The 23,416-nt window shown below is 58.5% G+C and carries 34 protein-coding genes; 4 read left to right on the top strand and 30 right to left on the bottom strand.

The features are described 5' to 3' along the window. Nucleotides 1-103: 103 nt before the first annotated feature. The 30 genes from rpmD to apaG all read right to left on the bottom strand — a co-directional run bounded on the left by rpmD (nt 104) and on the right by apaG (nt 19,448). Nucleotides 104-280 (bottom strand): 50S ribosomal protein L30, encoded by a 177-nt coding sequence (gene rpmD / locus ABD653_RS04420; protein WP_160780044.1) that lies wholly within the window; start codon nt 278-280, stop codon nt 104-106. Between the two features lie 6 nt (nt 281-286). After that, a complete protein-coding gene (gene rpsE / locus ABD653_RS04425; protein ID WP_160780045.1) occupies nt 287-1,123 on the bottom strand; it encodes a 30S ribosomal protein S5 in 837 nt (278 codons plus the stop codon). Then, entirely contained in the window at nt 1,123-1,467 is a 345-nt protein-coding gene (gene rplR, locus ABD653_RS04430; protein WP_160780046.1) for a 50S ribosomal protein L18, read from the bottom strand. The genes rpsE and rplR overlap by 1 nt, the downstream gene beginning before the upstream one ends. A gap of 1 nt (nt 1,468) precedes the next feature. Next, nucleotides 1,469-2,002 carry a 50S ribosomal protein L6 gene (rplF, locus tag ABD653_RS04435; protein WP_160780047.1) on the bottom strand — a complete coding sequence of 178 codons (534 nt, stop codon included), beginning with the start codon at nt 2,000-2,002 and terminating at the stop codon, nt 1,469-1,471. Continuing rightward, nucleotides 2,002-2,397 (bottom strand): 30S ribosomal protein S8, encoded by a 396-nt coding sequence (gene rpsH, locus ABD653_RS04440; RefSeq protein ID WP_160780048.1) that lies wholly within the window; start codon nt 2,395-2,397, stop codon nt 2,002-2,004. Before rpsH ends, rplF begins: the two co-directional genes overlap by 1 nt. An 11-nt stretch (nt 2,398-2,408) precedes the next feature. Further along, nucleotides 2,409-2,714: a 30S ribosomal protein S14 gene (gene rpsN, locus ABD653_RS04445; protein ID WP_160780049.1), complete on the bottom strand. Its 306-nt coding sequence runs from the start codon at nt 2,712-2,714 to the stop codon at nt 2,409-2,411. 26 nt (nt 2,715-2,740) lie between these two features. After that, the gene (gene rplE, locus ABD653_RS04450) at nt 2,741-3,319 is read right to left on the bottom strand and encodes a 50S ribosomal protein L5 (RefSeq protein ID WP_160780050.1); all 579 of its coding nucleotides are present in this window, start codon (nt 3,317-3,319) and stop codon (nt 2,741-2,743) included. Next, the gene (gene rplX / locus ABD653_RS04455) at nt 3,312-3,632 is read right to left on the bottom strand and encodes a 50S ribosomal protein L24 (protein ID WP_160780051.1); all 321 of its coding nucleotides are present in this window, start codon (nt 3,630-3,632) and stop codon (nt 3,312-3,314) included. The genes rplE and rplX overlap by 8 nt, the downstream gene beginning before the upstream one ends. Further along, nucleotides 3,632-4,000 carry a 50S ribosomal protein L14 gene (rplN, locus tag ABD653_RS04460; protein WP_160780052.1) on the bottom strand — a complete coding sequence of 123 codons (369 nt, stop codon included), beginning with the start codon at nt 3,998-4,000 and terminating at the stop codon, nt 3,632-3,634. The genes rplX and rplN overlap by 1 nt, the downstream gene beginning before the upstream one ends. Before the next feature lie 91 nt (nt 4,001-4,091). Continuing rightward, nucleotides 4,092-4,388, bottom strand: coding sequence for a 30S ribosomal protein S17 (gene rpsQ / locus ABD653_RS04465; protein WP_160780053.1), 297 nt, complete (start codon nt 4,386-4,388; stop codon nt 4,092-4,094). Between the two features lie 10 nt (nt 4,389-4,398). Then, a complete protein-coding gene (rpmC, locus tag ABD653_RS04470) occupies nt 4,399-4,605 on the bottom strand; it encodes a 50S ribosomal protein L29 (RefSeq protein ID WP_160780054.1) in 207 nt (68 codons plus the stop codon). Further along, on the bottom strand, nt 4,605-5,039 hold the full coding sequence (rplP, locus tag ABD653_RS04475) for a 50S ribosomal protein L16 (RefSeq protein WP_160780055.1): 435 nt from the start codon (nt 5,037-5,039) through the stop codon (nt 4,605-4,607). Before rplP ends, rpmC begins: the two co-directional genes overlap by 1 nt. 15 nt (nt 5,040-5,054) lie before the next feature. Beyond that, entirely contained in the window at nt 5,055-5,750 is a 696-nt protein-coding gene (gene rpsC, locus ABD653_RS04480; RefSeq protein ID WP_160780056.1) for a 30S ribosomal protein S3, read from the bottom strand. A 1-nt stretch (nt 5,751) separates the two neighbouring features. After that, nucleotides 5,752-6,129: a 50S ribosomal protein L22 gene (gene rplV / locus ABD653_RS04485; RefSeq protein ID WP_160780057.1), complete on the bottom strand. Its 378-nt coding sequence runs from the start codon at nt 6,127-6,129 to the stop codon at nt 5,752-5,754. Further along, complete coding sequence (gene rpsS / locus ABD653_RS04490; protein ID WP_160780058.1) at nt 6,129-6,404, bottom strand: 30S ribosomal protein S19; 276 nt, start codon at nt 6,402-6,404, stop codon at nt 6,129-6,131. The genes rplV and rpsS overlap by 1 nt, the downstream gene beginning before the upstream one ends. 5 nt (nt 6,405-6,409) lie before the next feature. After that, a complete protein-coding gene (gene rplB / locus ABD653_RS04495) occupies nt 6,410-7,246 on the bottom strand; it encodes a 50S ribosomal protein L2 (RefSeq protein WP_160780059.1) in 837 nt (278 codons plus the stop codon). A gap of 8 nt (nt 7,247-7,254) precedes the next feature. Then, entirely contained in the window at nt 7,255-7,566 is a 312-nt protein-coding gene (locus tag ABD653_RS04500; RefSeq protein WP_160780060.1) for a 50S ribosomal protein L23, read from the bottom strand. Continuing rightward, nucleotides 7,559-8,182, bottom strand: a complete 624-nt coding sequence (rplD, locus tag ABD653_RS04505; protein WP_160780061.1) for a 50S ribosomal protein L4 — start codon at nt 8,180-8,182, stop codon at nt 7,559-7,561. The genes ABD653_RS04500 and rplD overlap by 8 nt, the downstream gene beginning before the upstream one ends. Before the next feature lie 3 nt (nt 8,183-8,185). Then, entirely contained in the window at nt 8,186-9,007 is an 822-nt protein-coding gene (rplC, locus tag ABD653_RS04510; RefSeq protein WP_160780062.1) for a 50S ribosomal protein L3, read from the bottom strand. 303 nt (nt 9,008-9,310) lie between these two features. Further along, the gene (gene rpsJ, locus ABD653_RS04515) at nt 9,311-9,622 is read right to left on the bottom strand and encodes a 30S ribosomal protein S10 (RefSeq protein WP_086436159.1); all 312 of its coding nucleotides are present in this window, start codon (nt 9,620-9,622) and stop codon (nt 9,311-9,313) included. Nucleotides 9,623-9,868: 246 nt separating this feature from the next. Beyond that, on the bottom strand, nt 9,869-10,561 hold the full coding sequence (locus ABD653_RS04520) for an FkbM family methyltransferase (protein WP_160780063.1): 693 nt from the start codon (nt 10,559-10,561) through the stop codon (nt 9,869-9,871). A gap of 116 nt (nt 10,562-10,677) precedes the next feature. Next, on the bottom strand, nt 10,678-11,853 hold the full coding sequence (gene tuf, locus ABD653_RS04525; RefSeq protein ID WP_160780064.1) for an elongation factor Tu: 1,176 nt from the start codon (nt 11,851-11,853) through the stop codon (nt 10,678-10,680). A 92-nt stretch (nt 11,854-11,945) separates the two neighbouring features. Further along, nucleotides 11,946-14,039, bottom strand: a complete 2,094-nt coding sequence (fusA, locus tag ABD653_RS04530; RefSeq protein ID WP_160780065.1) for an elongation factor G — start codon at nt 14,037-14,039, stop codon at nt 11,946-11,948. A gap of 130 nt (nt 14,040-14,169) precedes the next feature. Further along, the gene (gene rpsG, locus ABD653_RS04535) at nt 14,170-14,640 is read right to left on the bottom strand and encodes a 30S ribosomal protein S7 (RefSeq protein ID WP_160780066.1); all 471 of its coding nucleotides are present in this window, start codon (nt 14,638-14,640) and stop codon (nt 14,170-14,172) included. Between the two features lie 138 nt (nt 14,641-14,778). After that, nucleotides 14,779-15,150, bottom strand: a complete 372-nt coding sequence (gene rpsL / locus ABD653_RS04540; RefSeq protein ID WP_115366484.1) for a 30S ribosomal protein S12 — start codon at nt 15,148-15,150, stop codon at nt 14,779-14,781. A 400-nt stretch (nt 15,151-15,550) separates the two neighbouring features. Further along, the gene (locus ABD653_RS04545) at nt 15,551-16,744 is read right to left on the bottom strand and encodes a hypothetical protein (RefSeq protein WP_160780067.1); all 1,194 of its coding nucleotides are present in this window, start codon (nt 16,742-16,744) and stop codon (nt 15,551-15,553) included. Then, nucleotides 16,741-17,376, bottom strand: coding sequence for a hypothetical protein (locus tag ABD653_RS04550; protein WP_344705284.1), 636 nt, complete (start codon nt 17,374-17,376; stop codon nt 16,741-16,743). Before ABD653_RS04550 ends, ABD653_RS04545 begins: the two co-directional genes overlap by 4 nt. Continuing rightward, nucleotides 17,366-17,905 (bottom strand): hypothetical protein, encoded by a 540-nt coding sequence (locus tag ABD653_RS04555; protein WP_160780069.1) that lies wholly within the window; start codon nt 17,903-17,905, stop codon nt 17,366-17,368. Before ABD653_RS04555 ends, ABD653_RS04550 begins: the two co-directional genes overlap by 11 nt. 242 nt (nt 17,906-18,147) lie before the next feature. Further along, on the bottom strand, nt 18,148-18,957 hold the full coding sequence (locus tag ABD653_RS04560; RefSeq protein WP_160780070.1) for a LysR substrate-binding domain-containing protein: 810 nt from the start codon (nt 18,955-18,957) through the stop codon (nt 18,148-18,150). An 89-nt stretch (nt 18,958-19,046) separates the two neighbouring features. After that, nucleotides 19,047-19,448: a Co2+/Mg2+ efflux protein ApaG gene (apaG, locus tag ABD653_RS04565; protein ID WP_160780071.1), complete on the bottom strand. Its 402-nt coding sequence runs from the start codon at nt 19,446-19,448 to the stop codon at nt 19,047-19,049. A gap of 184 nt (nt 19,449-19,632) precedes the next feature. On the opposite strand from apaG, the gene ABD653_RS04570 reads away from it, so the two are divergent. The 4 genes from ABD653_RS04570 to ABD653_RS04585 are packed head-to-tail and all read left to right on the top strand — an operon-like array spanning nt 19,633 to nt 23,395. Continuing rightward, the gene (locus ABD653_RS04570; protein ID WP_160780072.1) at nt 19,633-21,627 is read left to right on the top strand and encodes a TadE/TadG family protein; all 1,995 of its coding nucleotides are present in this window, start codon (nt 19,633-19,635) and stop codon (nt 21,625-21,627) included. Continuing rightward, nucleotides 21,624-22,232, top strand: a complete 609-nt coding sequence (locus tag ABD653_RS04575) for a TadE/TadG family type IV pilus assembly protein (RefSeq protein ID WP_160780073.1) — start codon at nt 21,624-21,626, stop codon at nt 22,230-22,232. The genes ABD653_RS04570 and ABD653_RS04575 overlap by 4 nt, the downstream gene beginning before the upstream one ends. Beyond that, nucleotides 22,229-22,939: a TadE/TadG family type IV pilus assembly protein gene (locus ABD653_RS04580; protein ID WP_160780074.1), complete on the top strand. Its 711-nt coding sequence runs from the start codon at nt 22,229-22,231 to the stop codon at nt 22,937-22,939. Before ABD653_RS04575 ends, ABD653_RS04580 begins: the two co-directional genes overlap by 4 nt. A gap of 9 nt (nt 22,940-22,948) precedes the next feature. Continuing rightward, on the top strand, nt 22,949-23,395 hold the full coding sequence (locus ABD653_RS04585) for a hypothetical protein (RefSeq protein WP_160780075.1): 447 nt from the start codon (nt 22,949-22,951) through the stop codon (nt 23,393-23,395). Nucleotides 23,396-23,416: the final 21 nt, after the last annotated feature.

Below are 23,416 nucleotides of genomic sequence, written 5' to 3' on the forward strand. Positions count from 1 at the left end.
TCGCACTCGCTTTCGCTTTCCAGGCCCCGCATTTCGGGGTTCGCGCTTAAAAGAAGCGGCCCGGTACAAGCCCGGGCCCCTTTGGTCAATTGTGATGCGTCGATTACTCGACCACTGCCACCATGTGCGGCAGTTTGGCGATGGCACCGCGAACCTCGGGAGTGTCCTCGAGCTCAACCACCTTGTGCATCTTGTTCAGGCCCAGTCCGACCAGGATTTTCTTCTGGCTTTCCGGGCGACGGATCGGCGAACCGATCTGCTTGATCTTGATCTTGGCCATTCTCGATTACTCCACCACAGCTGCGGCGTCGGCTTCTGCCTCGGCTTCGCTGGCACCACCGCGACCAAGCAGGTCAGCAACCTTCTTGCCACGACGCTGGGCTACCGACTTCGGTGAAGTCTGGTTGGTCAGCGCGTCGAAGGTGGCGCGGATCATGTTGTAAGGGTTGGACGAACCGACCGACTTGGTCACCACGTCGGCAACACCAAGGCTTTCGAACACAGCACGCATCGGACCACCGGCAATGATGCCGGTACCCGGAGGCGCCGTACGCACGGTCACCTTGCCAGCGCCGAAACGGCCCTTGGCATCGTGATGCAGCGTGCGGCCTTCCTTCAGCGGAACGCGAACCATCTTCTTGCGCGCGGCTGCGGTAGCCTTGGTGATGGCTTCCGGAACTTCGCGGGCCTTACCGTGGCCGAAGCCTACGCGGCCCGAACCGTCACCGACAACAACCAGTGCTGCAAAACCGAAGCGCTTACCGCCCTTTACGGTCTTGGAGACGCGGTTGATGTGGACCAGCTTCTCGATGATGCCATCATCTTCTTCTTCGCGACGACCGCCACGGCGATTGTCACGACCACCACGACCGCGGCCACCGCCGCCGCCACCCTGGCCGCCACGTCCACGACCACGGCCACCGCCAGCGCCTTCGCGCTGTTGCGGAGGTGTGTCATCGCCTTGTGCAGGCGATTGCGTCGCAGCCGCTTCCGAAGGCGTATCAGCAACAGCCGGTGTTTCTTCGGTCTTGGCTTCAGCAGCAGGTGCTGCTTCTGCCGGAGCTTCCGTCGCTGCAGTAGCTTCGACTGCGGCTTCTTCGGTTTTCTTTTCGTCAGCCATCATCAGAACTCCAGCCCGCCTTCGCGAGCGGCGTCGGCCAGCGCTTTCACGCGGCCATGGAACAGGAAGCCGCCGCGATCGAACACGACGGTAGTAACGCCGGCCTTCTTGGCAGCAGCAGCAATGTCTTTGCCGACCGTAACGGCAGCATCGACATTCGCACCGGACTTCTTCGCGCCCAGCGTCGATGCAGCAGCAAGGGTCTTGCCGTCTGCATCGTCAATGACTTGCGCGTAGATGTGCCGACCCGTGCGATGCACGGACAGACGCGGTTTGCCACCGGCGCGGTTGCGCAGGGCCGTGCGGACACGGCGGCGGCGACGTTCGAAGAGGGAAAGTTTCGCCATCTTACTTCTTCTTCCCTTCCTTGCGGAAGACGTATTCGCCCTGGTACTTGATGCCCTTGCCTTTGTAAGGCTCGGGCTTGCGCCAGCGGCGGATTTCGGCAGCAAGCTGGCCAACGGCCTGCTTGTCGATACCGGAAACGATTACGGTGGTCTGGTCAGGACACTTCACATCGATGCCTTCCGGCACGTCAATGTCCACATCGTGGCTAAAGCCAAGCTGAAGCTTCAGCTTACGGCCTTGCGCGGATGCACGATAACCAACACCGCTGATTTCCAGCGTTTTGGAGAAACCGTCGGTCACACCTTCGACCAGGTTCGACACCAGCGTCCGGTGCATACCCCAATAGGAACGCGCCAGCTTGGTATCGTTGGCCGGATTGACCTGGATCTCGTCGCCTTCGACCTTGTAGTCGATCTGGTCAGACAGACCCATGGACAAGGTGCCCTTCGGACCCTTCACGCTGAGCGTGTTGCCTTCGACATTGGCGGTGACGCCACTGGGGATCGCCACCGGTTTTTTACCGATGCGGCTCATCAGAACACCTCCGCCAGCACTTCGCCGCCGACATTCTCGGTCCGCGCTTCGTTATCCGAAAGCACGCCGCGAGGGGTCGAGACGATGGTGATGCCAAGACCATTACGTACAGTCGGCAGCTCTTTCGAACCCGAATAGACGCGGCGGCCCGGCTTGGACACGCGGGCAACATGCTTGATCGCAGGTTCGCCCTCGAAATATTTCAGTTCAATCCGCAGCGCAGGGTGCTTGCCCGAGCCATCTTCGCTGTAGCCGCGGATGTAGCCTTCGCGCTGAAGCACTTCGAGAACATTTGCACGCAGCTTGGAAGCCGGCGACAGGACAGAATCCTTCTTCGCCTGCTGGCCGTTGCGGATACGGGTGAGCATATCACCCAGGGGATCGGTCATAGCCATCTACTTGATCCTCACCAGCTCGACTTGGTCAGGCCTGGAATGAGGCCCTTGTTGCCGAGGTTACGCAGTTCGATACGGTTGATGCCGAACTTGCGATAATAGCCGCGTGGGCGGCCGGTGGTGGCACAGCGGTTGCGCACGCGGGTTGGGTTCGCGTTGCGCGGAAGTTCCGCCATTTTCAAACGTGCGATAAGACGCTCACTTTCGTCGAGCGACTTGTCGTTCGCGATTGCTTTCAGCTTCTCATATTTCGCAGCGTACTGCTCGACGAGCTTCTTGCGACGCTCGTTTTTGTTGATCGAACTCAGTTTCGCCATTGGACTTAAGCTCTCCTATAGACCGCTTACGCGGCCTCCTTCTCTTCAGACGATTCAGCGGGGAACGGGAAACCGAACAGGCGGAGCAATTCCTTCGCCTCTTCATCCGTGTTCGCTGTGGTCGTCACGATGATATCCATGCCCCGGACCACGTCGATCTGGTCGTACGAGATTTCGGGGAAGATGATCTGTTCCTTGAGACCCATGGCGTAGTTGCCACGGCCATCAAACGACTTGGCGTTGACCCCGCGAAAGTCGCGAATACGCGGCATCGCAATAGTCACCAGGCGGTCGAGGAATTCATACATGCGGTCACGGCGCAGGGTAACCTTGCAACCGATCGGCATGCCTTCGCGCAGCTTGAACTGTGCGATCGACTTCTTGGCCTTGGTGATCACCGGCTTCTGGCCAGCGATAAGGGCCATTTCCTCGGCAGCCGTCTGGACCTTTTTCTTGTCCTGGCTCGCCTCGCCCACGCCCATATTGAGCGTGATCTTTTCCAGCTTCGGAACCTGCAAACGGTTCTTGTAGCCGAACTTTTCAGTCATCGCCTTGACGATTTCGTCGTCAAAACGCTTCTTCATGCGGGGGGTATAATCAGCCATCGATAGTCTCCCCGGACTTTACAGCAACGCGGACCTTCTTCCCGTCCTTCTCTTCGAAACGGACGCGGGTCGGCTTACCGGATTTCGGATCTGCCACAGCAACTTTGGCAAGATGCAACGGCGCTTCGTAGCGGTCGATGCCACCTTGCGGATTGGCCTGGCTCGGCTTGCGGTGACGGGCGATCATATTGACGCCTTCAACAACGACCTTGCCATCTTTCGGTATGACCTTCGTTACAGTGCCGGTTTTGCCCTTGTCCTTGCCGGACAGGACGACGACGCTGTCACCCTTCTTGATCTTTGCAGACGCCATTATAGCACCTCCGGAGCAAGCGAGATGATCTTCATGAAGCCGCGGCCGCGCAATTCGCGGACCACTGGGCCGAAGATACGGGTGCCGATCGGCTCTTCATTCTTGCTGACGAGCACGGCGGCATTGCTATCGAAGCGGATCACGCTGCCATCCTGGCGGCGAACTTCTTTCTTCGTACGCACGATGACAGCGCGATGGACATCGCCCTTTTTCACCTTTGCGCGTGGCTGGGCTTCCTTGACGGAAACCACAATCACGTCGCCGACAGACGCGGTCCGGCGCTTCGAGCCACCCAGTACCTTGATGCACTGGACGCGCTTTGCGCCGCTATTGTCCGCGACGTCGAGATTGGATTGCATCTGGATCATTGATCCGGTTCCTTCTCATTGGCTTGCCGGAACACATGTCCGGCAGTTCCTAACGTCGATCCCCGCCATGACGGGGACAAACTCATAATCCTCAGTTGCCCGGCGTAGCTTCTGCCACATCGAGATCGGCCTCAACCGCCTGCGTTCCGCCATCGACCACACGGTCAATCACAGCCCAGGTCTTGGTCTTGGAAATCGGCTTCGTTTCCTCGATGCGGACGATATCGCCCAGCTTGTAATCATTGTTTTCGTCGTGCGCGTGATACTTCTTCGAACGACGGATGATCTTCCCGTAAAGCGGGTGCTTCACCTTGCGTTCGACCTTCACGGTCACGGTCTTGTCGGTCTTGTCGGAGGTGACAGACCCGATCAGGATACGTTTCGGCATTGTCTGCTCCTCAAGCCTTTGCCGCAGCGTTTGCACGCTCGGTTTGCAGCGTCTTGATCTTCGCGATCGAGCGACGGACTTCCTTGATCCGAGCCGGCGCTTCCAGCTGGTTCGTGGCAGCCTGGAAGCGCAGGTTGAATTGCTCGCGCTTCAGCTCGACCAGTTCTTCCTGGAGCTGGTCATCGCTCTTCTGACGCAGGTCTTCGACTTTCGTCATTATTCGCCTCCCAGGTGAGAGGTGTCACCAAAACGGGCGACAACCTTGGTCTTGATCGGCAGCTTCATCGCAGCGCGTTCAAACGCAGTTGCGGCAAGCGGTCCGGGGACACCGTCGAGTTCGAAAAGGATGCGGCCCGGCTTCACGCGAGCTGCCCAGTATTCGACCGAGCCCTTACCCTTACCCTGACGGACTTCGGCAGGCTTCTTGGATACCGGCACGTCGGGAAAGACGCGGATCCACAGACGGCCCTGACGACGCATGGCACGGGTGATGGCACGACGCGCAGCTTCGATCTGGCGCGCGGTCAGACGCTCCGGTTCGAGAGCCTTCAGACCATAGGAGCCGAAGTTCAGCGTGGTGCCGCCCTTCGCGTCGCCCTTGATCCGGCCCTTGAAAGCCTTGCGGTACTTGGTTTTCTTCGGTTGCAGCATTGCTCTACCCTACCCTTAACGCGCCGGCCGGACGCCGGACGTCTGGGCTTCCATCATGAGACGGTCCTGTGCGGTCGGATCATGGCCGAGAATCTCGCCCTTGAAGACCCAGACCTTGATGCCGATGATCCCGTAAGCGGTCAGCGCTTCGGTTTCGGCATAATCGATATTGGCGCGCAGCGTGTGCAGCGGCACACGGCCTTCGCGGTACTGTTCGACACGTGCGATTTCCGCACCACCGAGACGACCACCGCAAACGATCTTGATGCCCTCGGCACCAAGACGCATGGCCGACTGCATCGCGCGCTTCATGGCACGACGGAAGGCTACACGGCGGATCAACTGGTCCGCGATACCCTGGGCGACGAGCTTGGCGTCGATTTCCGGCTTGCGGATTTCAACGATGTTCAGCTTCACTTCGCTTTCGGTCATGCCGGCAAGCTGGACGCGCAGCTTTTCGATGTCTGCACCCTTCTTGCCGATGATGACGCCCGGACGCGCCGCATAGATCGAAATACGGCACAGTTTGGCCGGACGCTCGATCACCACCTTCGAAATCGCGGCCTGCGGCAGCGACTTGACGATGAACTTACGGATCTGGATGTCCTCTGCGAGCAGCTTCGCATAGTCACGCCCTTCGGCGTACCAGCGGCTATCCCAGGTACGGTTGATCTGCAGGCGCAGACCGATCGGATTACTTTTCTGACCCATCTTACGCCTCTTCCTGCTCGCGGACCACGATGCGCAGACGGCTGAATGGCTTCAGGATCCGTGTGCTCTTGCCGCGGCCACGGGTGTGGAACCGCTTCATGGTGATCGACTTACCGACACTGGCTTCGGCGACGACGAGTGCGTCGACATCCAGGTCGTGATTGTTTTCGGCATTGGCGACAGCCGATGCGAGCACCTTGGTGGCGTCGCGGGCCATAGCCTTCTTGGAGAAAGCGAGGATGTTCAGTGCTTCCTCGACCTTCTTGCCGCGGATCAGTTCAGCAACGAGGTTCAGCTTCTGCGCGGACCCACGGATCGTGGTGCCCACAGCCAGAGCCTCGTTCTCACCAACGCGGCGGGGAGATTTTGCCTTGCCCATTAGCGCTTGCCCTTCTTGTCGGACGCGTGACCGGGGAACGTGCGCGTAGGCGCGAATTCACCAAGCTTGTGTCCGACCATGTCTTCCGAAACGGAGACCGGGATGAACTTGTGGCCATTGTAGACGTTGAACGTCAGACCGACGAATTGTGGCAGAACCGTGCTGCGACGCGACCAAGTCTTGATCGGCGCACGGCCACCGTTTTCCTGAGCGTCTTCAGCCTTCTTCAGAAGGCTAAGTTCGACGAAAGGACCTTTCCATACGGAACGAGCCATGTCCGTTACCTCTTCTTCTTGGCGTGACGCGAACGGATGATCATCTTATCCGTCTGCTTGTTCTTGCGAGTGCGGGCACCCTTGGTCGGCTTGCCCCACGGAGTCACCGGATGGCGACCACCGCTGGTGCGGCCTTCACCACCACCATGGGGGTGATCGACCGGGTTCTTGGCGACACCACGCGTGAGAGGCTTGATGCCCATCCAGCGACGGCGACCGGCCTTGCCCAGGTTCTGGTTCTGGTTGTCGGGGTTCGAAACCGCACCAACCGTACCCATGCAATCGGCGCGCAGGTAACGCTGCTCACCGCTGTTCAGGCGCACAATGACCATCCCGCGGTCACGACCGACGAGCTGGACATAAGCACCGGCAGAGCGGGCAATCTGGCCACCCTTACCCGGCTTCATCTCCACGTTGTGGATGATGGTGCCGACCGGCATCTGGCCCAGAAGCATGGCATTGCCCGGCTTCGTATCGACCTTTTCGCCTGCGATAACCTTGTCACCAACCGCAAGACGCTGCGGAGCGATGATGTAGTTCAGTTCATCGTCGGCATATTTGATGAGCGCGATGAAAGCGGTGCGGTTGGGATCATATTCGATCCGCTCCACGGTGCCTTCAACGTCCCACTTGCGACGCTTGAAGTCGATGTAGCGGTACTTCTGCTTGTGACCGCCGCCGATGCCACGCGAGGTGACATGGCCCTTGTTGTTCCGGCCACCGGTCTTGCGCTTACCTTCCGTGAGCGACTTGACCGGCTTGCCTTTGAACAGGCCGGACTTGTCGACAAGGATCAGGCCGCGGCGCGCGGGGCTTGTCGGTTTGTAGTTCTTGAGTGCCATGATCTGCCTCAGATACCGCTGGTGATATCGATCGGATCCTGGCCTTCAGCCAGCTTCACGATCGCTTTTTTCACATCGGAACGCTTGTAGGGCTTGCCCTTCCAGCGCTTCGTCTTGCCCTTGGTGACGATGGTGTTCACGCCAGCGACCTTGGTGTCGAAGATAGCTTCGACAGCTTCCTTGATCTGCGGCTTGGTTGCATCGCCCGATACCTTGAAAACAACGGCGTTGTTCTCAGACATCAGCGTGGACTTCTCCGTGATGTGCGGAGCGAGAATGACGTCGTAGTGACGCGCGTCGATTTCTTGCTTCTTAGCCATTGAAGCGCGCCTCCAGCTTTTCGACAGCGTCCTTGGTCAGGACCAGTGTGTCGTGTTTCAGGATGTCGTAGACGTTCGCACCCATCGCCGGCATCGCATTGATACCCGGAAGGTTGCTGGCAGCCTTGGCGAAGCCATCATTGACGGCATCGCCATCGATGAAGAGCACCTTGCCGCTCAAGCCAGCCTTGTCGAAGTGTCCCTGCAGGGCCTTCGTCTTGGCGTCTTTGAGTTCGAGGCTGTCGACAACCACGAGGCCATCTTTTGCCTTGCTCGACAGCGCCATTTTCAGGCCGAGAGCGCGAACCTTCTTGTTCAGCGACTGGTTGAAATCACGCTTGCGCGCGCCGTGGGCCTTACCACCACCGATAAAGATCGGGGCGCCGCGGTCACCGTGACGTGCACCGCCCGAACCCTTTTGCGGGCCGTGCTTCTTGCCGGTACGCGCAACGTCGGAACGCTCGCGTGTCGGGCGTGCGGTGGCGCGGCGGTTTTCCAACTGCCACGTAACAACACGGTGCAGGATGTCGGCGCGTGGTTCGACACCGAATACGGCATCATTCAGCTCGACATCGCCAGCAGCCTTGCCGTCGATTTTCTGGACCTTCACCTTCATGGTTTAGCCCTCCTTACCGTCGTCGCTGGGGGCGGTGTTTTCGCCCTCTGCAGCGTTGGTTTCTTCCACCGGTGCGGCGTCCTCTACGGCTGCGTCTGCAACCTTGGGCTCTTCCGCGTCCGGCATGCCGGGATCGTTCAGCGGCGTCGTGTCGACAACAGCACCCGGGAACGGGACGCCTTCGGGAAGCGGCAGCTTGACCGCATCGCGAATGACCATCCAGCTGTTCTTCGTGCCCGGGACCGAACCCTTGACGAAGATCAGGCCACGCTCTGCATCCGTACGGACGATTTCGAGGTTCTGCTGGGTGCGCTGACGGTCGCCCATGTGGCCGGCCATCTTCTTGCCCTTGAACACGCGGCCCGGATCCTGGCGGTTACCCGTCGAACCGTGCGAACGGTGAGAGATCGAAACGCCGTGCGTTGCACGCAGACCACCGAAACCCCAACGCTTCATGGCGCCGGCGAAGCCTTTACCCTGCGTGTGACCGGTAATGTCGACCTTCTGGCCAGCGATGAAGTGATCAGCGCTGATCGAGGCACCAACAGGCAGCAGCCCGTCTTCGCCGTCGACGCGGAATTCCGCGACTTTCATCTTCAGCCCGACTTCCGCTTTCGCGAAAGCTTCACGCTGAGGCTTGGCAACATTCTTCTGCTTGGCAGTACCCGAGCCGACCTGCAGTGCGAAATAGCCATCGCGGTCTGCGGTGCGGTGGGACACGACCTGGCAGTCTTCCAGAGCCATGACCGTCACGGGAACGTGACGTCCATCCTCCTGGAACAAGCGGGTCATCCCGACTTTCTTTGCGATCACGCCTGTGCGCATCGTCAAAACTCCTAAAACAGAGGCACACAAGGCCCATCCCTGCGTGCTTGCGAACCCATTCGTGAGAACAGACTCAATCAACCCAATTTTCGTGCATCGCCCCGTCCGGGCTGAATGCTCGTGCAGCCGGGGGGCTGTTTGAGCGAGACGGGGGACGCAGGCCCGGACAAGTCCGGCGGTATCCCTATGTCGTGCCGGTCTTGCGATCCGGCGGGGCCATACGGAGCCCCTAAACTTCCCGGTTGTTTTACGTCCTACCCGGCGGACGGCGATCTCTGCTTTTGCAGAGACTTCGGCAAACTCTTAGGCGAGCTTGATTTCCACGTTCACGCCAGCAGCAAGATCAAGCTTCATCAAAGCATCGACCGTCTGGGCGTTCGGCTGCACGATGTCGAGCAACCGCTTGAATGTGCGCACTTCGAACTGCTCGCGCGACTTCTTGTCGATGTGCGGGCCGCGGTTCACAGTGAACTTCTCGATGCGCGTCGGCATTGGAATGGGGCCACGAATAAGAGCACCTGTGCGACGCGCGGTTTCCGCGATCTCGCCAGTTGCCTGATCGAGCACGCGGTGATCGAATGCCTTCAGGCGAATGCGAATATTCTGAGCTTCCATGTCCAAGTCTACCGATGCGAAAGAGCCAAAAATCGCCGCACCGTCAGGTTGCCCCGCCGGCCCGGCTCTTCAATTCAAAATGTGCAATCCAAAGGCGCAGCCTGACCTGATCTCTAAGCGAGGGGCCAAACCGGACCGACGGATTGGAAAAAATTTTGCCCGCTACGAAGCGGGCTTGGCGCGTCCCTTAACGGCAACACTGATTCTGGGCAACCCCATTTTCCTACATTTTTGCGCCAGCACGGCTTACCGGATGAAGCAGGCATCCAGATAGATCACCGATCCATCCTTGCCGAAGAACTGATCCCGCGTCCCGGCAAAACGGAAACCGTGAGACTTCATCGCTTCGTACAGGGCATCAAAGGTCGCCTGCCCTTCGTACAATGGAGCCAGGCACACCTCCAGCACGACTGCGCTTGCCCGTGCGAGTGTTTTCGGTGCGCCTGCAATAACCCGATCTTCGAACCCCTGCACATCCATCTTGATCACCAGCGGGCCCCGCCCCTCGGCGTCGATCACCGGCATGACATCATCCAAACGCTTTTGATGCACAGTGGTTTGCATCGTTTCGGCAAGAAACGGAAACATGTCGACACTGTCGCTGGTCTGCTGCAGCAAGGACGACGAGGATGGCGAGCCTGTGTTGAACTGCATGTCAACTTCGGCCTCGATCTCTCCCAAGGCAAGTTGATGCGCGTGGATCCGCGGGTGTCGCGCAGCCGTCGCCCCGAGGCGCGCAAAATTCACCGGGTGCGGTTCGAAGCAATGGATTTGGGCGTTGGGAAAGGCGTCCAGCAATTCACGCTCGGCCAGCTCCCCGCCGCAAGAACCGATGTCGAGCACCATAGCTGCATCGATGGCCTTCAGACCATTCCAGCCATCGCCGTATCGGCCCAACGCGAGCCTTTTGCCCGCGCCGATGAGACCGCGACTGGTCATGCTCCTGATCCGCGAACCTATGCCCATTTCTCGGTGCTAGCCCCTTGGTCCAAAAGAAAACACCCCCTCCCGTTTCCGGGAGAGGGTGCCCTCTAAATCAGTCGATGTGCGAAAGATCAGGCAGTGATCTTGGCAACAACGCCCGAACCGACGGTGCGGCCACCTTCGCGGATAGCGAAGCGGAGGCCTTCGTCCATGGCGATCGGTGCAATCAGCTTGACGCTGATGGTCACGTTGTCGCCCGGCATAACCATCTCGGTACCCTCTGGGAGGATCACTTCGCCGGTCACGTCGGTGGTGCGGAAGTAGAACTGCGGACGATAGTTGGCGAAGAACGGCGTATGACGGCCACCTTCGTCTTTCGACAGCACGTAAACTTCGGCGCTGAATTCGGTGTGCGGATTGACCGAGCCCGGCTTGGCCAGAACCTGGCCACGCTCGACGTCTTCACGGCCAACACCGCGGATCAAGGCACCGACATTGTCACCAGCTTCACCGCGATCAAGCAGCTTGCGGAACATTTCGACGCCGGTCACGGTCGTCTTGGTGGTGTCCTTGATGCCAACGATTTCGACTTCGTCGCCAACATTCACAACGCCGGTTTCGATACGGCCGGTAACAACCGTACCACGACCCGAGATCGAGAACACGTCTTCGATCGGCATCAGGAAGTCCTTGTCGACCGGACGATCGGGCTGCGGGATGTAGGAGTCGACAGCTTCCATCAGTTCCTTGATGGAGTTTTCGCCGATTTCCGGATCGCGGCCTTCGAGAGCGGCCAGAGCCGAACCCTTGACGATTGGAATATCGTCACCGTCGAAGCCGTACTCGCTGAGGAGTTCGCGGACTTCCAGCTCGACGAGTTCGAGGATTTCCTCGTCGTCGACCTGGTCAACCTTGTTCATATACACGACCAGAGCCGGAACACCGACCTGACGGGCCAGCAGGATGTGCTCGCGGGTCTGCGGCATGGGGCCGTCAGCTGCGTTCACAACCAGAATCGCGCCGTCCATCTGCGCGGCACCGGTGATCATGTTCTTCACATAGTCAGCGTGACCCGGGCAGTCGACGTGTGCGTAGTGACGTGCGTCGGTTTCATATTCAACGTGTGCCGTCGAAATGGTGATGCCGCGCTCACGCTCTTCAGGAGCCTTGTCGATGTTGCCGAAATCAACGGCAGAACCCTGGACCTTGGTGATAGCCGCAGTCAGTGTGGTCTTGCCATGGTCAACGTGACCAATGGTGCCAACGTTCACGTGCGGCTTATTGCGCTCGAATTTTTCCTTCGCCATTTTGCTCTTAACCTCTGTCTAAAGATAGAATTTTCATCGGGAGAGGACGGCACCCGAGGAATCAGGCGCCGCCCCTAAACGCTTGGCCCTGCTTAGGCAAGCTTCTCCTTGACTTCCTGTGCAACAGTCGCCGGCACTTCGTCGTAGTGGCTGAACTGCATCGAGTAGTTAGCACGCCCCTGGCTGAACGAACGCAGTTCGTTCACATAGCCAAACATATTGGCGAGCGGCACCATGGCTTCAACAGCTTGTGCGTTACCGCGGCTGTCAGTGCCCTGGATTTGGCCCCGGCGGGAGTTGAGGTCGCCGATCACATCGCCGAGATAATCCTCAGGCGTGATGACTTCAACCTTCATCACCGGCTCGAGCAGCTTGATGCCGCCACGTTCGGCTGCTTCACGCATGGCGCCCTTACCGCAGATCTCGAAGGCCACGGTCGAGGAATCGACATCGTGATACGCGCCATCATAGACGTGGATCGTGAAATCGATGATCGGGAAGCCGATGAGATAGCCGCTGTCGGCCTGCTCACGGATGCCCTTCTCCAGCGACGGGATGTATTCCTTCGGAATGTTACCGCCCTTGATGCTGTCTTCGAACACGATACCCTGGCCGCGTTCACCTGGGATGAACTTGGCTTTGGCGCGTGCAAACTGGCCGGTACCGCCCGACTGCTTCTTGTGCGTGTAATCGACTTCGATCTCGCGACCGAGCGATTCACGGTAAGCAACCTGCGGCGCACCAACATTGGCCTCGACCTTGAATTCACGCTTCATACGGTCAACCAGGATGTCGAGGTGAAGTTCACCCATACCCTTGATGATCGTCTGACCGCTTTCGTGGTCGGTGCTGACGCGGAAGGAGGGATCTTCGGCTGCCAGACGGTTCAGGGCGACGCCCATCTTCTCCTGGTCGGCCTTGGTCTTGGGTTCCACAGACAGTTCGATAACCGGTTCCGGGAATTCCATCCGCTCCAGGATAATCGGATGCGCGGTATCGCACAGCGTGTCACCTGTGGTGGTTTCTTTAAGGCCTGCAATCGCCACGATATCACCGGCATATGCCTCTTCGATATCTTCACGATTGTTGGAGTGCATCAGCAGCATGCGGCCGATCTTTTCCTTCTTCTCCTTGACGGAGTTGAGCACGCTACCTTTTGCAAGGTGGCCGGAATAGATGCGGGTAAAGGTCAGCGAGCCCACGAACGGATCGTTCATGATCTTGAAGGCGAGAGCCGAGAACGGCGCGCTATCGTCGGACGGACGCTCGTCTTCCTCGTCGCTGTCAGGCTTCACGCCCTTAATCGCAGGCACGTCGAGCGGGCTCGGCATGTAGTCGACAACAGCGTCGAGCAAAGGCTGGACGCCCTTGTTCTTGAACGCAGAACCACAGATCACCGGCACGAAATCACGTGCCATGGTGCCCTTGCGGATCAGCTTCTTGAGCGTAGCAGCATCCGGCTCGTTGCCTTCCAGATAGGCTTCCATCACGTCATCGTCTTGCTCGACAGCAGTTTCGATCAGCTGTTCGCGATACTCGGCAGCCTTGTCGGCCAGATCAGCCGGGATGTCGACGTAGTTGAACGTCGCACCCAAGCCATCATTTTCCCACACGATGCCGCGATTGTTGACGAGATCGACAACACCCTGAAGATCGCTTTCCGCGCCGATCGGGAGATAGAGCACGAGCGGAGTGGCGCCGAGACGGTCGATGATCGATTGGACGCAGTAATAGAAATCGGCACCGGTCCGGTCGAGCTTGTTGATGAAGCACATCCGCGGAACACCGTATTTGTCAGCCTGACGCCATACGGTTTCGGATTGCGGCTCAACGCCGGCCACACCGTCAAACACGGCGACCGCGCCATCGAGCACGCGCAGCGAACGCTCGACTTCAATCGTGAAGTCAACGTGGCCCGGGGTATCGATGATGTTGATGCGGTGCTTTTCACCCTTGCCATCCTCGTTCTGCCAGAACGTGGTCGTAGCAGCCGAGGTAATGGTGATGCCGCGTTCCTGCTCCTGCTCCATCCAGTCCATCGTCGCAGCGCCATCGTGCACTTCGCCGATCTTGTAGGACTTGCCGGTGTAATAGAGGATACGCTCGGTAGTCGTGGTTTTGCCGGCATCGATGTGGGCCATGATGCCGATATTACGATAACGCTCCAGCGGATATTCGCGGGCCATATGTAATTCCTTGGGTCGTATGGAGGGGCAAATCTTGCCCTGCCCCATATGGTTACGATTGTGACCGGTTAAAGACGCCCCGACGGTAAGCCAGGGCGCCCTGCCCGATCACGATATTGCCAGCGCCAAATTACCAGCGGTAGTGGCTGAACGCGCGGTTGGCGTCGGCCATGCGGTGGGTATCTTCCCGCTTCTTGACCGCGTTGCCGCGATTGTTCGCCGCATCCATCAGTTCACCCGACAGGCGGGCGGACATGGTGGTTTCCGGGCGACCGCGTGCAGCACCGATCATCCAGCGGATGGCCAGCGCCTGGGCACGCTCTGGGCGAACCTCGACCGGCACTTGGTAGGTGGCACCACCAACACGGCGGCTGCGCACTTCGACTTGCGGCGCAATGTTCTGCAGCGCTTCGTGGAACAGCTGGACCGGATCGGTCTTGGCCTTGGCCTCCACCGTATCGAGCGCACTGTACACGATACCTTCTGCGGTGGACTTCTTCCCGTCCAGCATCAGGTTGTTCATGAACTTCGACAGGACCTGATCACCAAACTTGGGATCGGGCAGGATGACCCGTTTCTCGGGACGACGACGACGTGACATATTCTTAAACTCCTTCGGAGTGGCCGCTCACATCAGTGAGCGTCCTAGCGGCTCCGGCCCGCTCCCCCACCCTTCCACCCGGAGACTATCCTCGTCGGTGGAAGGGTGGGGGAACGTGCCAGATCCGCGCCTAATCCATTACTTGGGCCGCTTGGCGCCGTACTTCGAGCGCGACTGCTTGCGGTCCTTCACACCCTGCGTGTCGAGCACGCCGCGCAGCACATGGTAACGCACACCGGGAAGGTCGCGCACACGGCCACCGCGGATCAGGACAACGCTATGCTCTTGCAGGTTGTGGCCTTCACCGGGGATGTAGGAGATGACTTCGCGCTGGTTGGTCAGGCGGACCTTGGCAACTTTACGCAGAGCCGAGTTCGGCTTCTTCGGCGTCGTGGTGTAAACGCGCGTGCAAACACCGCGCTTCTGCGGGTTCGCTTCCATCGCAGGGACCTTGCTCTTGGCCTTCTGCGGAACGCGGCCCTTGCGGACCAGCTGGTTAATCGTCGGCATATGAGTCTTTCTCTTCACCGTTATGAGTGGTGACCACATGCGAGATTTGGGAGGAGATGTTTGGCCGGGCGCCCGTCATCCCAGCGAAAGCCGGGACCTTTCTCAACCCGCGCCGAACTTGCGGCACGAGATCCCAACTTCTGCCGGGATGACGCCTGACTGATACACTCCACCCTCGCCCGCAAGGACACCAGGTTACTTTGACGCTAGCCCCTCAGCGATCCGGCAATGGACCACTCCAATAGAAAAGAGCCTCGATGCAAAAGCACCAGGCCCCGGGACTGACACGCCAATGTTCAGCTCTATTGCCCGAAGAGACTCAGCGGAGGCCCTCGGTTGAGCGCGCTAATAGCGGCGGGGTGGGGTGGGGTCAAGCAGTCAATCCAAACCTAAATATGCCCTACTCCGCCGCCGTCACCGTCAGGTCAAACGTACCGGAAGAACCAAACGAGCCCTTCGCGCGAATCCGGAAACTCTTGCGCTCCTCTTCGGTCAGAGCTCCAAAATTCACCAACAAGCGCGCATCAACATTGCCCGCTCCGATATCGTCATTGCTATCAATGACCGCGAATCCCAGTGATGACCTTAATCCCACTTCAAGCAACGGGTCTCCTTCGCCACCGTCCTGCCGCTTTAAGTCGATGACACCCTGGCCGGAAGAGAGGGCGGCCCAGGCCGCATCGGACAGCCTGTACTCCACAAACGGCTCCTCGCCACCGACCGAGGAGTAAGCTGCAATCTCTGCGGATTGCGTATCATTGACCCCAATCATCTGGGTGTCTTGTACTACTTTCTCCACAGGCTTCGAGACTTTGAGCGTCATCGCCCCTTCACCTTGATTCAGGCTGCCAGCTTTAATCCGAAAATTTCCGCTTGACGGCAGACGGAAGGCGAGGCGTGAGTTAAGCCCATCACCACCATCATCGTCGCCTGCAACTGGCGTCGATCCGGTTCCCTGGAAATCAAAGACCTGAAGGATGGGATCAGCTGTGCCCTCTTCGCTCACCAGGTCGAAAACCCATATATCGCCGGCTGCACCACTAAACACGAACTCGCTCCCCTCGCCGGACGGGATAGTTCTGTCGGGAGCGCCGAGTAACAAGCGCTGAAAATCTTCAACCTTTGGAGGGCGATAGTCCGATGGACGCACTTGAATTTCAAACGGCATGGCGCTTGAGGCGGTTCCCCCCGAGCTTTGGCTAATTCGTACTACGAGGTCCTGGGCCCGCTCGCTATAGACCCGGGCAAAAGCGGACATTCCGGGTCCGCCATCATCGTCGCGAACCATCAGGCTCCCGTTTGCTGACACAACCTCAACCACAGGATCAAGTCGCGGGTCCAAGGCTTCAGGGACAAGAATTTCGATGGCAGTATCCGCAGTGATCGGCAGACGAAATTCAGCGCGTTCTTGGCCCTCTTCCAGAGTGCGCTCGAAGGTGCGGATAAGAATGTCGGGTTCTTCAAGGCGTGGCCCTGCCGCATTTTGCGCCGCCACTGGCCCAGCCAGAGTTGCAGCCAAAGTAACTACTCCGGCGACGGCAGATTGATGCTTCAAGTTAAGTCCCAACATTGATTTCCCCTCTTCCTCATTCATACTGCCCCACCGACGATCCCTCGCGGAGCAGAGCACACCAAGACCCTCCTGCTACAAAGCTCCTTTTGAATCTCATTCTTGATGCCATTCAAACGCTTTGTCGTGACCCCTCCTTTTGTCGTTTTACATCTATTTGTCTTCAGCATGATGAGCATACGATCCGCCTCCATCATCGCCGTAATTAGTAAATCATTAGAAGTGTTTGTCTTTGCAATAGAAATAGCCGACAACGCTTCACGGTGAGACTGGGTACATCCTCCGATCTTGGCAACACCATAGTTAAGTTGGACCATTTTGCGAAATTCAGCACCAACTATAATTTCTATGTTTATCCTATCCGCTTCAAATCCCATCTTCTTTATATTGGAAGATTCAATAGTCAAAATACGAAATTCACCATTAGCCTTCTTCGGTACTTTTTTATCGATCATCCTTCCATTTCGGCGATAGGTCCGAACCACCGTAGGACGGTCAACGCGATTTTCCTTGGGTCGCGTTCCGTACTTGTCGTCAAAGACAATTTTAAATTCACTTGCTGAGAGCGATGCCGATTGTGCAGCCAAAAACAAGGCTAGCAAAGCAAATATCCAGTTTGCTCTATTCAAAAGCATGACCAGCTGCTCACCCCCCATTTTCGATGGTAACAGCTGGCAACTTCACACCAAGCTGTCGTGCGATTATCCCACCAAACCAAACCATCAATGCAGGTAGGAACCAAGACAGATCGGACCGAATTTCGGGACCGGCATTTCCCTCTACAGGAACGCAAATTTTTGGAAGTGCTGCCATTCCCGATATCAGCTCATTATCGTTGGCAACACCAATCGATATCCATATGAGGAGAATAAGGGAAGCCAGTAGGCCAACAGCCGATCCATAGACGAAGAATCGCCAAAGCCAGACCTGTTCAGGTTTTTTCGCCACCAGTGCAAACCCGAAGGCCACAATTGTCATTATCACGCCAAGATAAGGACCACCCAAGCGAACACCAGAAACTATCAGTATTGAGCAGCGTCCAACAACTGAGCCTTCGTCAGCTTCGTAGAGTATTGCTTCCGCAAGAGTGAGCAATACCGTGAATAATGCGAGGGAAAGTGCAATCGCGGAAAATCTCGTCGCAGCGAGAAAGGTTTCTTGCTCTCGCCTTTGCCGAAAATCCAATACCCTCTCCCCATTCCGCGATTTATTTGAGTTGTATTTATATCAGCTTTCCACCTATTGCAATCACGATGAATGTTACGCCGGACACCTGGGAACGGCTTTGTTAATTCTGGTGGATGCGAAGCATCATACAACTATACCCAGCAGGTTTCTGTAGTGCCATTCTCTGGTTGGCGGAGGCCGGTCGGTATTTGGAAGTTGCTCGCCGGTCCCTTGCGACACCTTGCGCAAACCTCGCAAGACTAACCCGCCTCGGTCAAAAAGGCCACCAGCCCCTTCATCTTCTTCTGGCGCCATTGCGGTAGCGGCGCGATCAGCCAGTAGGCGCGGCGGCCTTCGTCGGGGCCTTCAAGCGCCACGACTTTCCCGGCTTCGATCGATTCCTCGACCAGCAGGTATGGCAGGATCGCCTTGCCCAACCCGGCAACAGCGCTGCTCAGCGCTTGCCCGGCATTGCTGACCTGCACAGTCGGCTGCGCGCCCTCTGGTAAGGGAGCCCCGGGCCAGTCGATCCAGTCCAGCGTATCTGCCTTGTCGGCCAGTTCGGGCCTGGCCACAACGACACGGCGTGCAGGCGCCAGTTCCACCCCTTCCAACTCGCCGGGCCCATCCACCAGGCGGATCGCCACGTCCAGATTTGCCTCGGTGAAATCCGCATTCTCGTTTTCGACCAGCATGAAGCTGATGCCCGGATTGGCCTCGCGAAATGCCGCCAGCCGGGGCGCGAGCCACTGGGCATAGAATTCGCGCGGCGCAGCAATCGTGTATCTGTCGCTCGCCTGCCCGGCCTGCATATTCTGCACGCTTTCCTCGAATTTGAGGAAGCCTTCGCGCAGGGGCGCAAGACCGGCACAACCCTCTTCGGTCAATTCCAGTCCCTTGCTGGTGCGGCGGAACAGCACGGTGCCCAGATGATCCTCCAGCGCCCGGATCTGCTGCCCCACGGCAGCGGGCGTCACTGCCAGCTCGTCTGCCGCACGGGTAAAGGAAAGGTGCCGCGCTGCAGCGTCATAAACGCGCAAGGCGTTGAGGGGGAGATGGGTCCGCTTCATGGTGCGGGGGATTTAGGGCGCAGTTGCGCGCCCTGCAACCGCCAAGGCGCAACTGCCCGATGGTGACGCAGAAACGGCGCGGGGTAAGCCTAACGTTCGGCGGTAGCCGGCGCAGCCAACGGAAAGAACGGAATGCGCACTTCCAGCGCGCTGCCATCTTCGCGGTGGAAGGTATAGAACCCCTCCATCGACCCATATGGCGTGGTCAGCGGGCAGCCCGAGACATAATCATGCGCCTGACCGGGTTGGAGCACGGGCTGTTCACCTACCACCCCGTCACCATCAACATGGTTCACCATCTCGCGCGCATCGGTGATGCGCCAGTGGCGGCTGATCAATTGGACCCGCTCGTTCGAATGATTCTCGATCCGGATATGGTAGACCCAGAACCACTTGCCCGCATCCGGCTGGCTTTGCTCGGGCAGGAAATTGACCGCGACCCGAACAGTCAGGTCCTCGGTCGTGGCGGCATGCTGAAAAAGCTCTTTCATGGCGATTCGAGAGGGTAAGCTCTCCGCGCGAGGTCGCAAGAGGGACCTTTGGCTATTTTTCCACCGCCCGGAAAAGCGCGGGTTTCATGACTAACGCCGGTTTAACTCCTGCTTTGCGAAACCTTAACCCGCGGGGCGCTATTCCCCTGTCCAATTCCCGCAATGCGCAAGCGGGGTAAAGGAAATGGACAGAACTATGGGCAAACAGGGCTTCATTCAGAGCCTCTTGCGAGATCGCAAGGCGAACATGATGGCAATCGGCGCCGCTTCGGTCGTGCCGATGATCGGTGTGGTTGGCGGCGGCGTCGATGCCAGCCGCATGTACCTGGCCCAGTCGCGCCTCCAGCAGGCCTGCGACTCGGCAACCTTGGCCGCGCGCAAGAAGCTGTCCGGATCCAGCGTTACCAACGGCAATATCCCGTCCGACATTGTCGATACGGCGGATGATTTCTTCGATACCAACTTCCCGTCGGGGATGTATGGCACGACCAACGTCAACTACACGCTAAGCGCGGGTACCGCGACGCGGATGGATGGGACGGCAAGCGCAGCCGTTCCGACGACGCTGATGAAAGTGTTCAACATTCCCACCGTCAGCATCAGCGCGACTTGCAGCGCAGAGCTGAACCTGCCCAATATCGACGTGATGCTGGTGCTCGACAATTCGGGATCGATGCGGGATGATCGTATTGCGACCCTGAAGACAGCAGTATTTTCTTTTTACGACGACCTGATGGCGGCCAAGCCGGCCGGCACACGGGTGCGGATCGGCATGGTGCCCTATTCGAATACGGTGAATGTCGGCGAGCTGCTGCTGGATACGACCAATGGCGGGAACACCGACTGGATGCGCAGCAGCGCGGTCTACCAATCGCGCGAGGCCGTTTTCGAAACGCGCATGACCGATCCCGGCAGCCCATTTATTCCCGGTGATCCCGGTGTCCCGGGCAGTCCGGAACGCGAAGAGCTCGTCAGCGACGAGCGCACCATTGTACCGCGTAACGACAATCAACTCGGCTCGAGCAACAGCAACAAATATCGCTATAAAAATAATGCGAACGCCAACAGTCAGGGCTGGGACGATTGCCAGGATATGGCAGGAACCTACATGGTAGATGACCAGAAATGGATCATCAGCGATATGGCATATATCCAGGGTTACTTCTCTGGGGGCAACAAGAACAAACGTGCCGCATGTGAAGCCCGGGTTCGCATATACAATATCATTCCCGCGGTGGAAGAAATTCCAGGCACGCCCGATATCCCTGCGGTTCCGCCGACCTACGAAGATTTCTTCCTAGAGTATCATTACAAGCCGGTGACCTACAACACGTCGCAGTTCCTGCTCGGCAATGTTGTGGCAACGCCGACCGGTATCGAAGGTGCCGACGTAAACAGTCGGGTCTGGAACGGCTGCATCGAAGAAGTGAAAACAGTGGCGTCGGCGACCTACGATCCGATTCCGACCGGCGCGCTGGATCTGGATATCGACATCGTGCCTGATCCGACCGATCCTGACACGCAATGGGCCCCGCATTGGCCGGATGTCACTTTCGACCGCGAAGCCCCCGCCGAGGTGCGGACAACCGACGCGGATTTCGAAAACAACTACGAGTATGATTGTCCAGTCCGTTCCTACAAGTTGCAGGAATGGCCGATGACGGGGACGGTGCGCAACGCAGCGTTTACGACGGCTGTGAACGCCATGGTCGCCAGCGGCTACACGATGCACGATATCGGCATGCTCTGGGCCGGGAGACTGCTGTCACCGGATGGCTTGTTTGCCGCCGACAATGCTGTTGCGCCCAACGGCGATCCGATCTCGCGCCACATCGTTTTCATGACTGACGGTCAAATGGAGCCTGGCCCCGACAGCTACCACGCTTACGGTGATTATGATGTCGAAGGCCGGATCAACGGCTTCGCCGCAGACGGCACCTGGAGCACGACCGATATTGGCGTGTTCCACAGTAAGCGTCTGGAGGCGATCTGCCAGATCATCAAGAACAAGAACATCACGATCTGGTCGGTTGCATTCGAACTCGATCACACCGACTACACACGCGAATGCGCCACTGGCGGGTCCGCGCGTGCATTCAAGGCGGACAACAACGCCCAGCTGATCGCCAAGTTCAAGGAAATCGCGACCTCCATCGCGGAGCTGCGCCTGACACAATGAGCAAGCTCACCTCCCTCCTGCGCGATATTGCGCGCGACCAGACGGGCGTGACCGTGATCGAATTCGGCTATTGCATGCCGATCTTCGCGATCATGCTGATGGGCATGTTCGATGTCGGGTTCCAGATTTATGCCGGGTCAGTCCTGCAAGGGGCTGTCCAGGCAGCGGCGCGTGCCTCCACGCTGGAATCGGGTGGAACCAATGCGAACGCGCTGGACACGATGGTGACGGACCGCGTGCAGCAAGTGATTCCCGGGGCGACCTTGACGTTCACGCGCAAAAACTACGCCACCTTCTCGGATGTCGGGCTGGCGGAGGATTTCACCGATACCGTGGGCGCCGAAGATGGCATCTGCAACAATGGCGAACCGTTCGAAGATCTGAACGGGAACGGCAATTGGGATGCTGATCGCGGGGCCGACGGGCTGGGCGGCGCGCGCGACGCGGTGCTCTATGGGGCCACCGCAACATTTGACCGGGTTTTCCCTTTCCACGAATTTGCCGGTATTCCGGCCCAGATCACGATCGACAGCTCGACTGTCCTGCGCAACCAGCCGTTCAATGAGCAGGGCAGCCGCGATCCTGTGATCGGAGCGTGCACATGATCATGCAACACCTCGGCAAACTGGGCGCGATGATCCGCAAGTGGGACGCGCGCTGGTTTGACAATCGCGGTGTCGCGATGGTCGAGTTTGCCTTCATAGCCCCTGTTGTCCTGTTCATGGGCGTGGTCGGCATCGAACTTGCCAACATGGCTGTGGTCAATATGCGCATCAGCCAAGCCGCGATGCATATCGGGGACAACGCCTCGCGCATCGGTGATCGCAGTGCCCTGGCCACGATGACCGTGTACGAAAGCGACATCAACGACATTCTGATCGGGGTCAGGATCCAGGCCGGCGTGCCGATCGACCTGTACGAGAACGGGCGCGTAATCCTCTCCAGCCTCGAGCGGAACAGCGATGACGGCCAGAAAATCGGCTGGCAGCGCTGCATGGGGCTGAAAAATGTCGCGTCATCCTATGGCACCGAAGGCACCGGCAACACGGGTACAGCCTTTGCTGGAATGGGCGCATCCGGCTCGGAACTGAAAGCTGCAACGACCAGCGATGCGATCATGTTTGTTGAAATCGAATATGACTACCAGCCGCTGTTCGACAACCAGTGGACGCAGCCTTTCCTGCCCACCCCTGCGATCCGCAGCGAGGCCGCGTTCCATGTCCGTGGCAACCGTGATCTGTCAGGGGTGGCGCAGCGCGACCCCTCTTCGCCAGATCCGTCGGCAACCTGCAACAAATTCGAAAAGATCTAGGGCGCGACCATGAAACCTTCCGTCGCCTTGCTCTTCGCGCTCGCTGTGCTGTTCCTTGTCTCCCAGATGGTGGGTGAGGACAGCCAGATTTCAGACATCGCCCAATTGGATGATGATCGCCTGCGCAGTGCCTCTGCAACGATAGGCAATATGGACGGCTTCACCGAGGAAGGCGATCTGGGCCTGTTGCCCAAGGAGAAAGAGACTGACCGGGCAAGCGATGACCGCGCGAAAGCCAAGAAGAAGGCCAAGCCCGGGCGCAACGCGCGCGCAGCGCAGCAGGCGGCCAACACCGGCTGGGCCGAGCAGGGCCAGTTCGGTTCGGGAACGGTGATCCAGCCGTTTGACCCAAGCGGCACTGGCGCGGGTGGTGACGATGATGATGACGACGAAAGCGCCCCGGCAAGCAGCAAGCCACGGGTTGTGAAAGTGTCCGACGCGACGGAACCCGAGTAAGCCCGCCTATTCCAGGCGAGA

Source organism: Parerythrobacter jejuensis, assembly GCF_039536765.1.
Classification (GTDB): domain Bacteria; phylum Pseudomonadota; class Alphaproteobacteria; order Sphingomonadales; family Sphingomonadaceae; genus Parerythrobacter; species Parerythrobacter jejuensis.

Bases quoted from the DNA above. Each gene is read 5' to 3' on its own strand.
- rpmC (WP_160780054.1), bottom strand. From the start codon at position 4,605: ATGACGAAAGTCGAAGACCTGCGTCAGAAGAGCGATGACCAGCTCCAG.
- rplC (WP_160780062.1), bottom strand. From the start codon at position 9,007: ATGCGCACAGGCGTGATCGCAAAGAAAGTCGGGATGACCCGCTTGTTC.
- rplD (WP_160780061.1), bottom strand. From the start codon at position 8,182: ATGAAGGTGAAGGTCCAGAAAATCGACGGCAAGGCTGCTGGCGATGTC.
- rplV (WP_160780057.1), bottom strand. From the start codon at position 6,129: ATGGGCAAGGCAAAATCTCCCCGCCGCGTTGGTGAGAACGAGGCTCTG.
- ABD653_RS04580 (WP_160780074.1), top strand. From the start codon at position 22,229: ATGATCATGCAACACCTCGGCAAACTGGGCGCGATGATCCGCAAGTGG.
- ABD653_RS04575 (WP_160780073.1), top strand. From the start codon at position 21,624: ATGAGCAAGCTCACCTCCCTCCTGCGCGATATTGCGCGCGACCAGACG.
- rpsH (WP_160780048.1), bottom strand. From the start codon at position 2,397: ATGGCTATGACCGATCCCCTGGGTGATATGCTCACCCGTATCCGCAAC.
- rplP (WP_160780055.1), bottom strand. From the start codon at position 5,039: ATGCTGCAACCGAAGAAAACCAAGTACCGCAAGGCTTTCAAGGGCCGG.
- ABD653_RS04545 (WP_160780067.1), bottom strand. From the start codon at position 16,744: ATGAATGAGGAAGAGGGGAAATCAATGTTGGGACTTAACTTGAAGCAT.
- ABD653_RS04570 (WP_160780072.1), top strand. From the start codon at position 19,633: ATGGACAGAACTATGGGCAAACAGGGCTTCATTCAGAGCCTCTTGCGA.
- rplN (WP_160780052.1), bottom strand. From the start codon at position 4,000: ATGATCCAGATGCAATCCAATCTCGACGTCGCGGACAATAGCGGCGCA.
- ABD653_RS04560 (WP_160780070.1), bottom strand. From the start codon at position 18,957: ATGAAGCGGACCCATCTCCCCCTCAACGCCTTGCGCGTTTATGACGCT.
- ABD653_RS04585 (WP_160780075.1), top strand. From the start codon at position 22,949: ATGAAACCTTCCGTCGCCTTGCTCTTCGCGCTCGCTGTGCTGTTCCTT.
- rpsE (WP_160780045.1), bottom strand. From the start codon at position 1,123: ATGATGGCTGACGAAAAGAAAACCGAAGAAGCCGCAGTCGAAGCTACT.
- rpsN (WP_160780049.1), bottom strand. From the start codon at position 2,714: ATGGCGAAACTGAGTTCGATCAACAAAAACGAGCGTCGCAAGAAGCTC.
- rpsJ (WP_086436159.1), bottom strand. From the start codon at position 9,622: ATGGAAGCTCAGAATATTCGCATTCGCCTGAAGGCATTCGATCACCGC.
- rplF (WP_160780047.1), bottom strand. From the start codon at position 2,002: ATGAGCCGCATCGGTAAAAAACCGGTGGCGATCCCCAGTGGCGTCACC.
- ABD653_RS04520 (WP_160780063.1), bottom strand. From the start codon at position 10,561: ATGACCAGTCGCGGTCTCATCGGCGCGGGCAAAAGGCTCGCGTTGGGC.
- rpmD (WP_160780044.1), bottom strand. From the start codon at position 280: ATGGCCAAGATCAAGATCAAGCAGATCGGTTCGCCGATCCGTCGCCCG.
- rplR (WP_160780046.1), bottom strand. From the start codon at position 1,467: ATGGCGAAACTTTCCCTCTTCGAACGTCGCCGCCGCCGTGTCCGCACG.
- rplX (WP_160780051.1), bottom strand. From the start codon at position 3,632: ATGGCGTCTGCAAAGATCAAGAAGGGTGACAGCGTCGTCGTCCTGTCC.
- rpsS (WP_160780058.1), bottom strand. From the start codon at position 6,404: ATGGCTCGTTCCGTATGGAAAGGTCCTTTCGTCGAACTTAGCCTTCTG.
- ABD653_RS04500 (WP_160780060.1), bottom strand. From the start codon at position 7,566: ATGGCTAAGAAGCAAGAAATCGACGCGCGTCACTACGACGTCATTCTC.
- rplE (WP_160780050.1), bottom strand. From the start codon at position 3,319: ATGGCTGATTATACCCCCCGCATGAAGAAGCGTTTTGACGACGAAATC.
- ABD653_RS04550 (WP_344705284.1), bottom strand. From the start codon at position 17,376: ATGGGGGGTGAGCAGCTGGTCATGCTTTTGAATAGAGCAAACTGGATA.
- rpsQ (WP_160780053.1), bottom strand. From the start codon at position 4,388: ATGCCGAAACGTATCCTGATCGGGTCTGTCACCTCCGACAAGACCGAC.
- rpsC (WP_160780056.1), bottom strand. From the start codon at position 5,750: ATGGGTCAGAAAAGTAATCCGATCGGTCTGCGCCTGCAGATCAACCGT.
- rplB (WP_160780059.1), bottom strand. From the start codon at position 7,246: ATGGCACTCAAGAACTACAAACCGACAAGCCCCGCGCGCCGCGGCCTG.
- rpsL (WP_115366484.1), bottom strand. From the start codon at position 15,150: ATGCCGACGATTAACCAGCTGGTCCGCAAGGGCCGCGTTCCGCAGAAG.
- tuf (WP_160780064.1), bottom strand. From the start codon at position 11,853: ATGGCGAAGGAAAAATTCGAGCGCAATAAGCCGCACGTGAACGTTGGC.
- fusA (WP_160780065.1), bottom strand. From the start codon at position 14,039: ATGGCCCGCGAATATCCGCTGGAGCGTTATCGTAATATCGGCATCATG.
- apaG (WP_160780071.1), bottom strand. From the start codon at position 19,448: ATGAAAGAGCTTTTTCAGCATGCCGCCACGACCGAGGACCTGACTGTT.
- rpsG (WP_160780066.1), bottom strand. From the start codon at position 14,640: ATGTCACGTCGTCGTCGTCCCGAGAAACGGGTCATCCTGCCCGATCCC.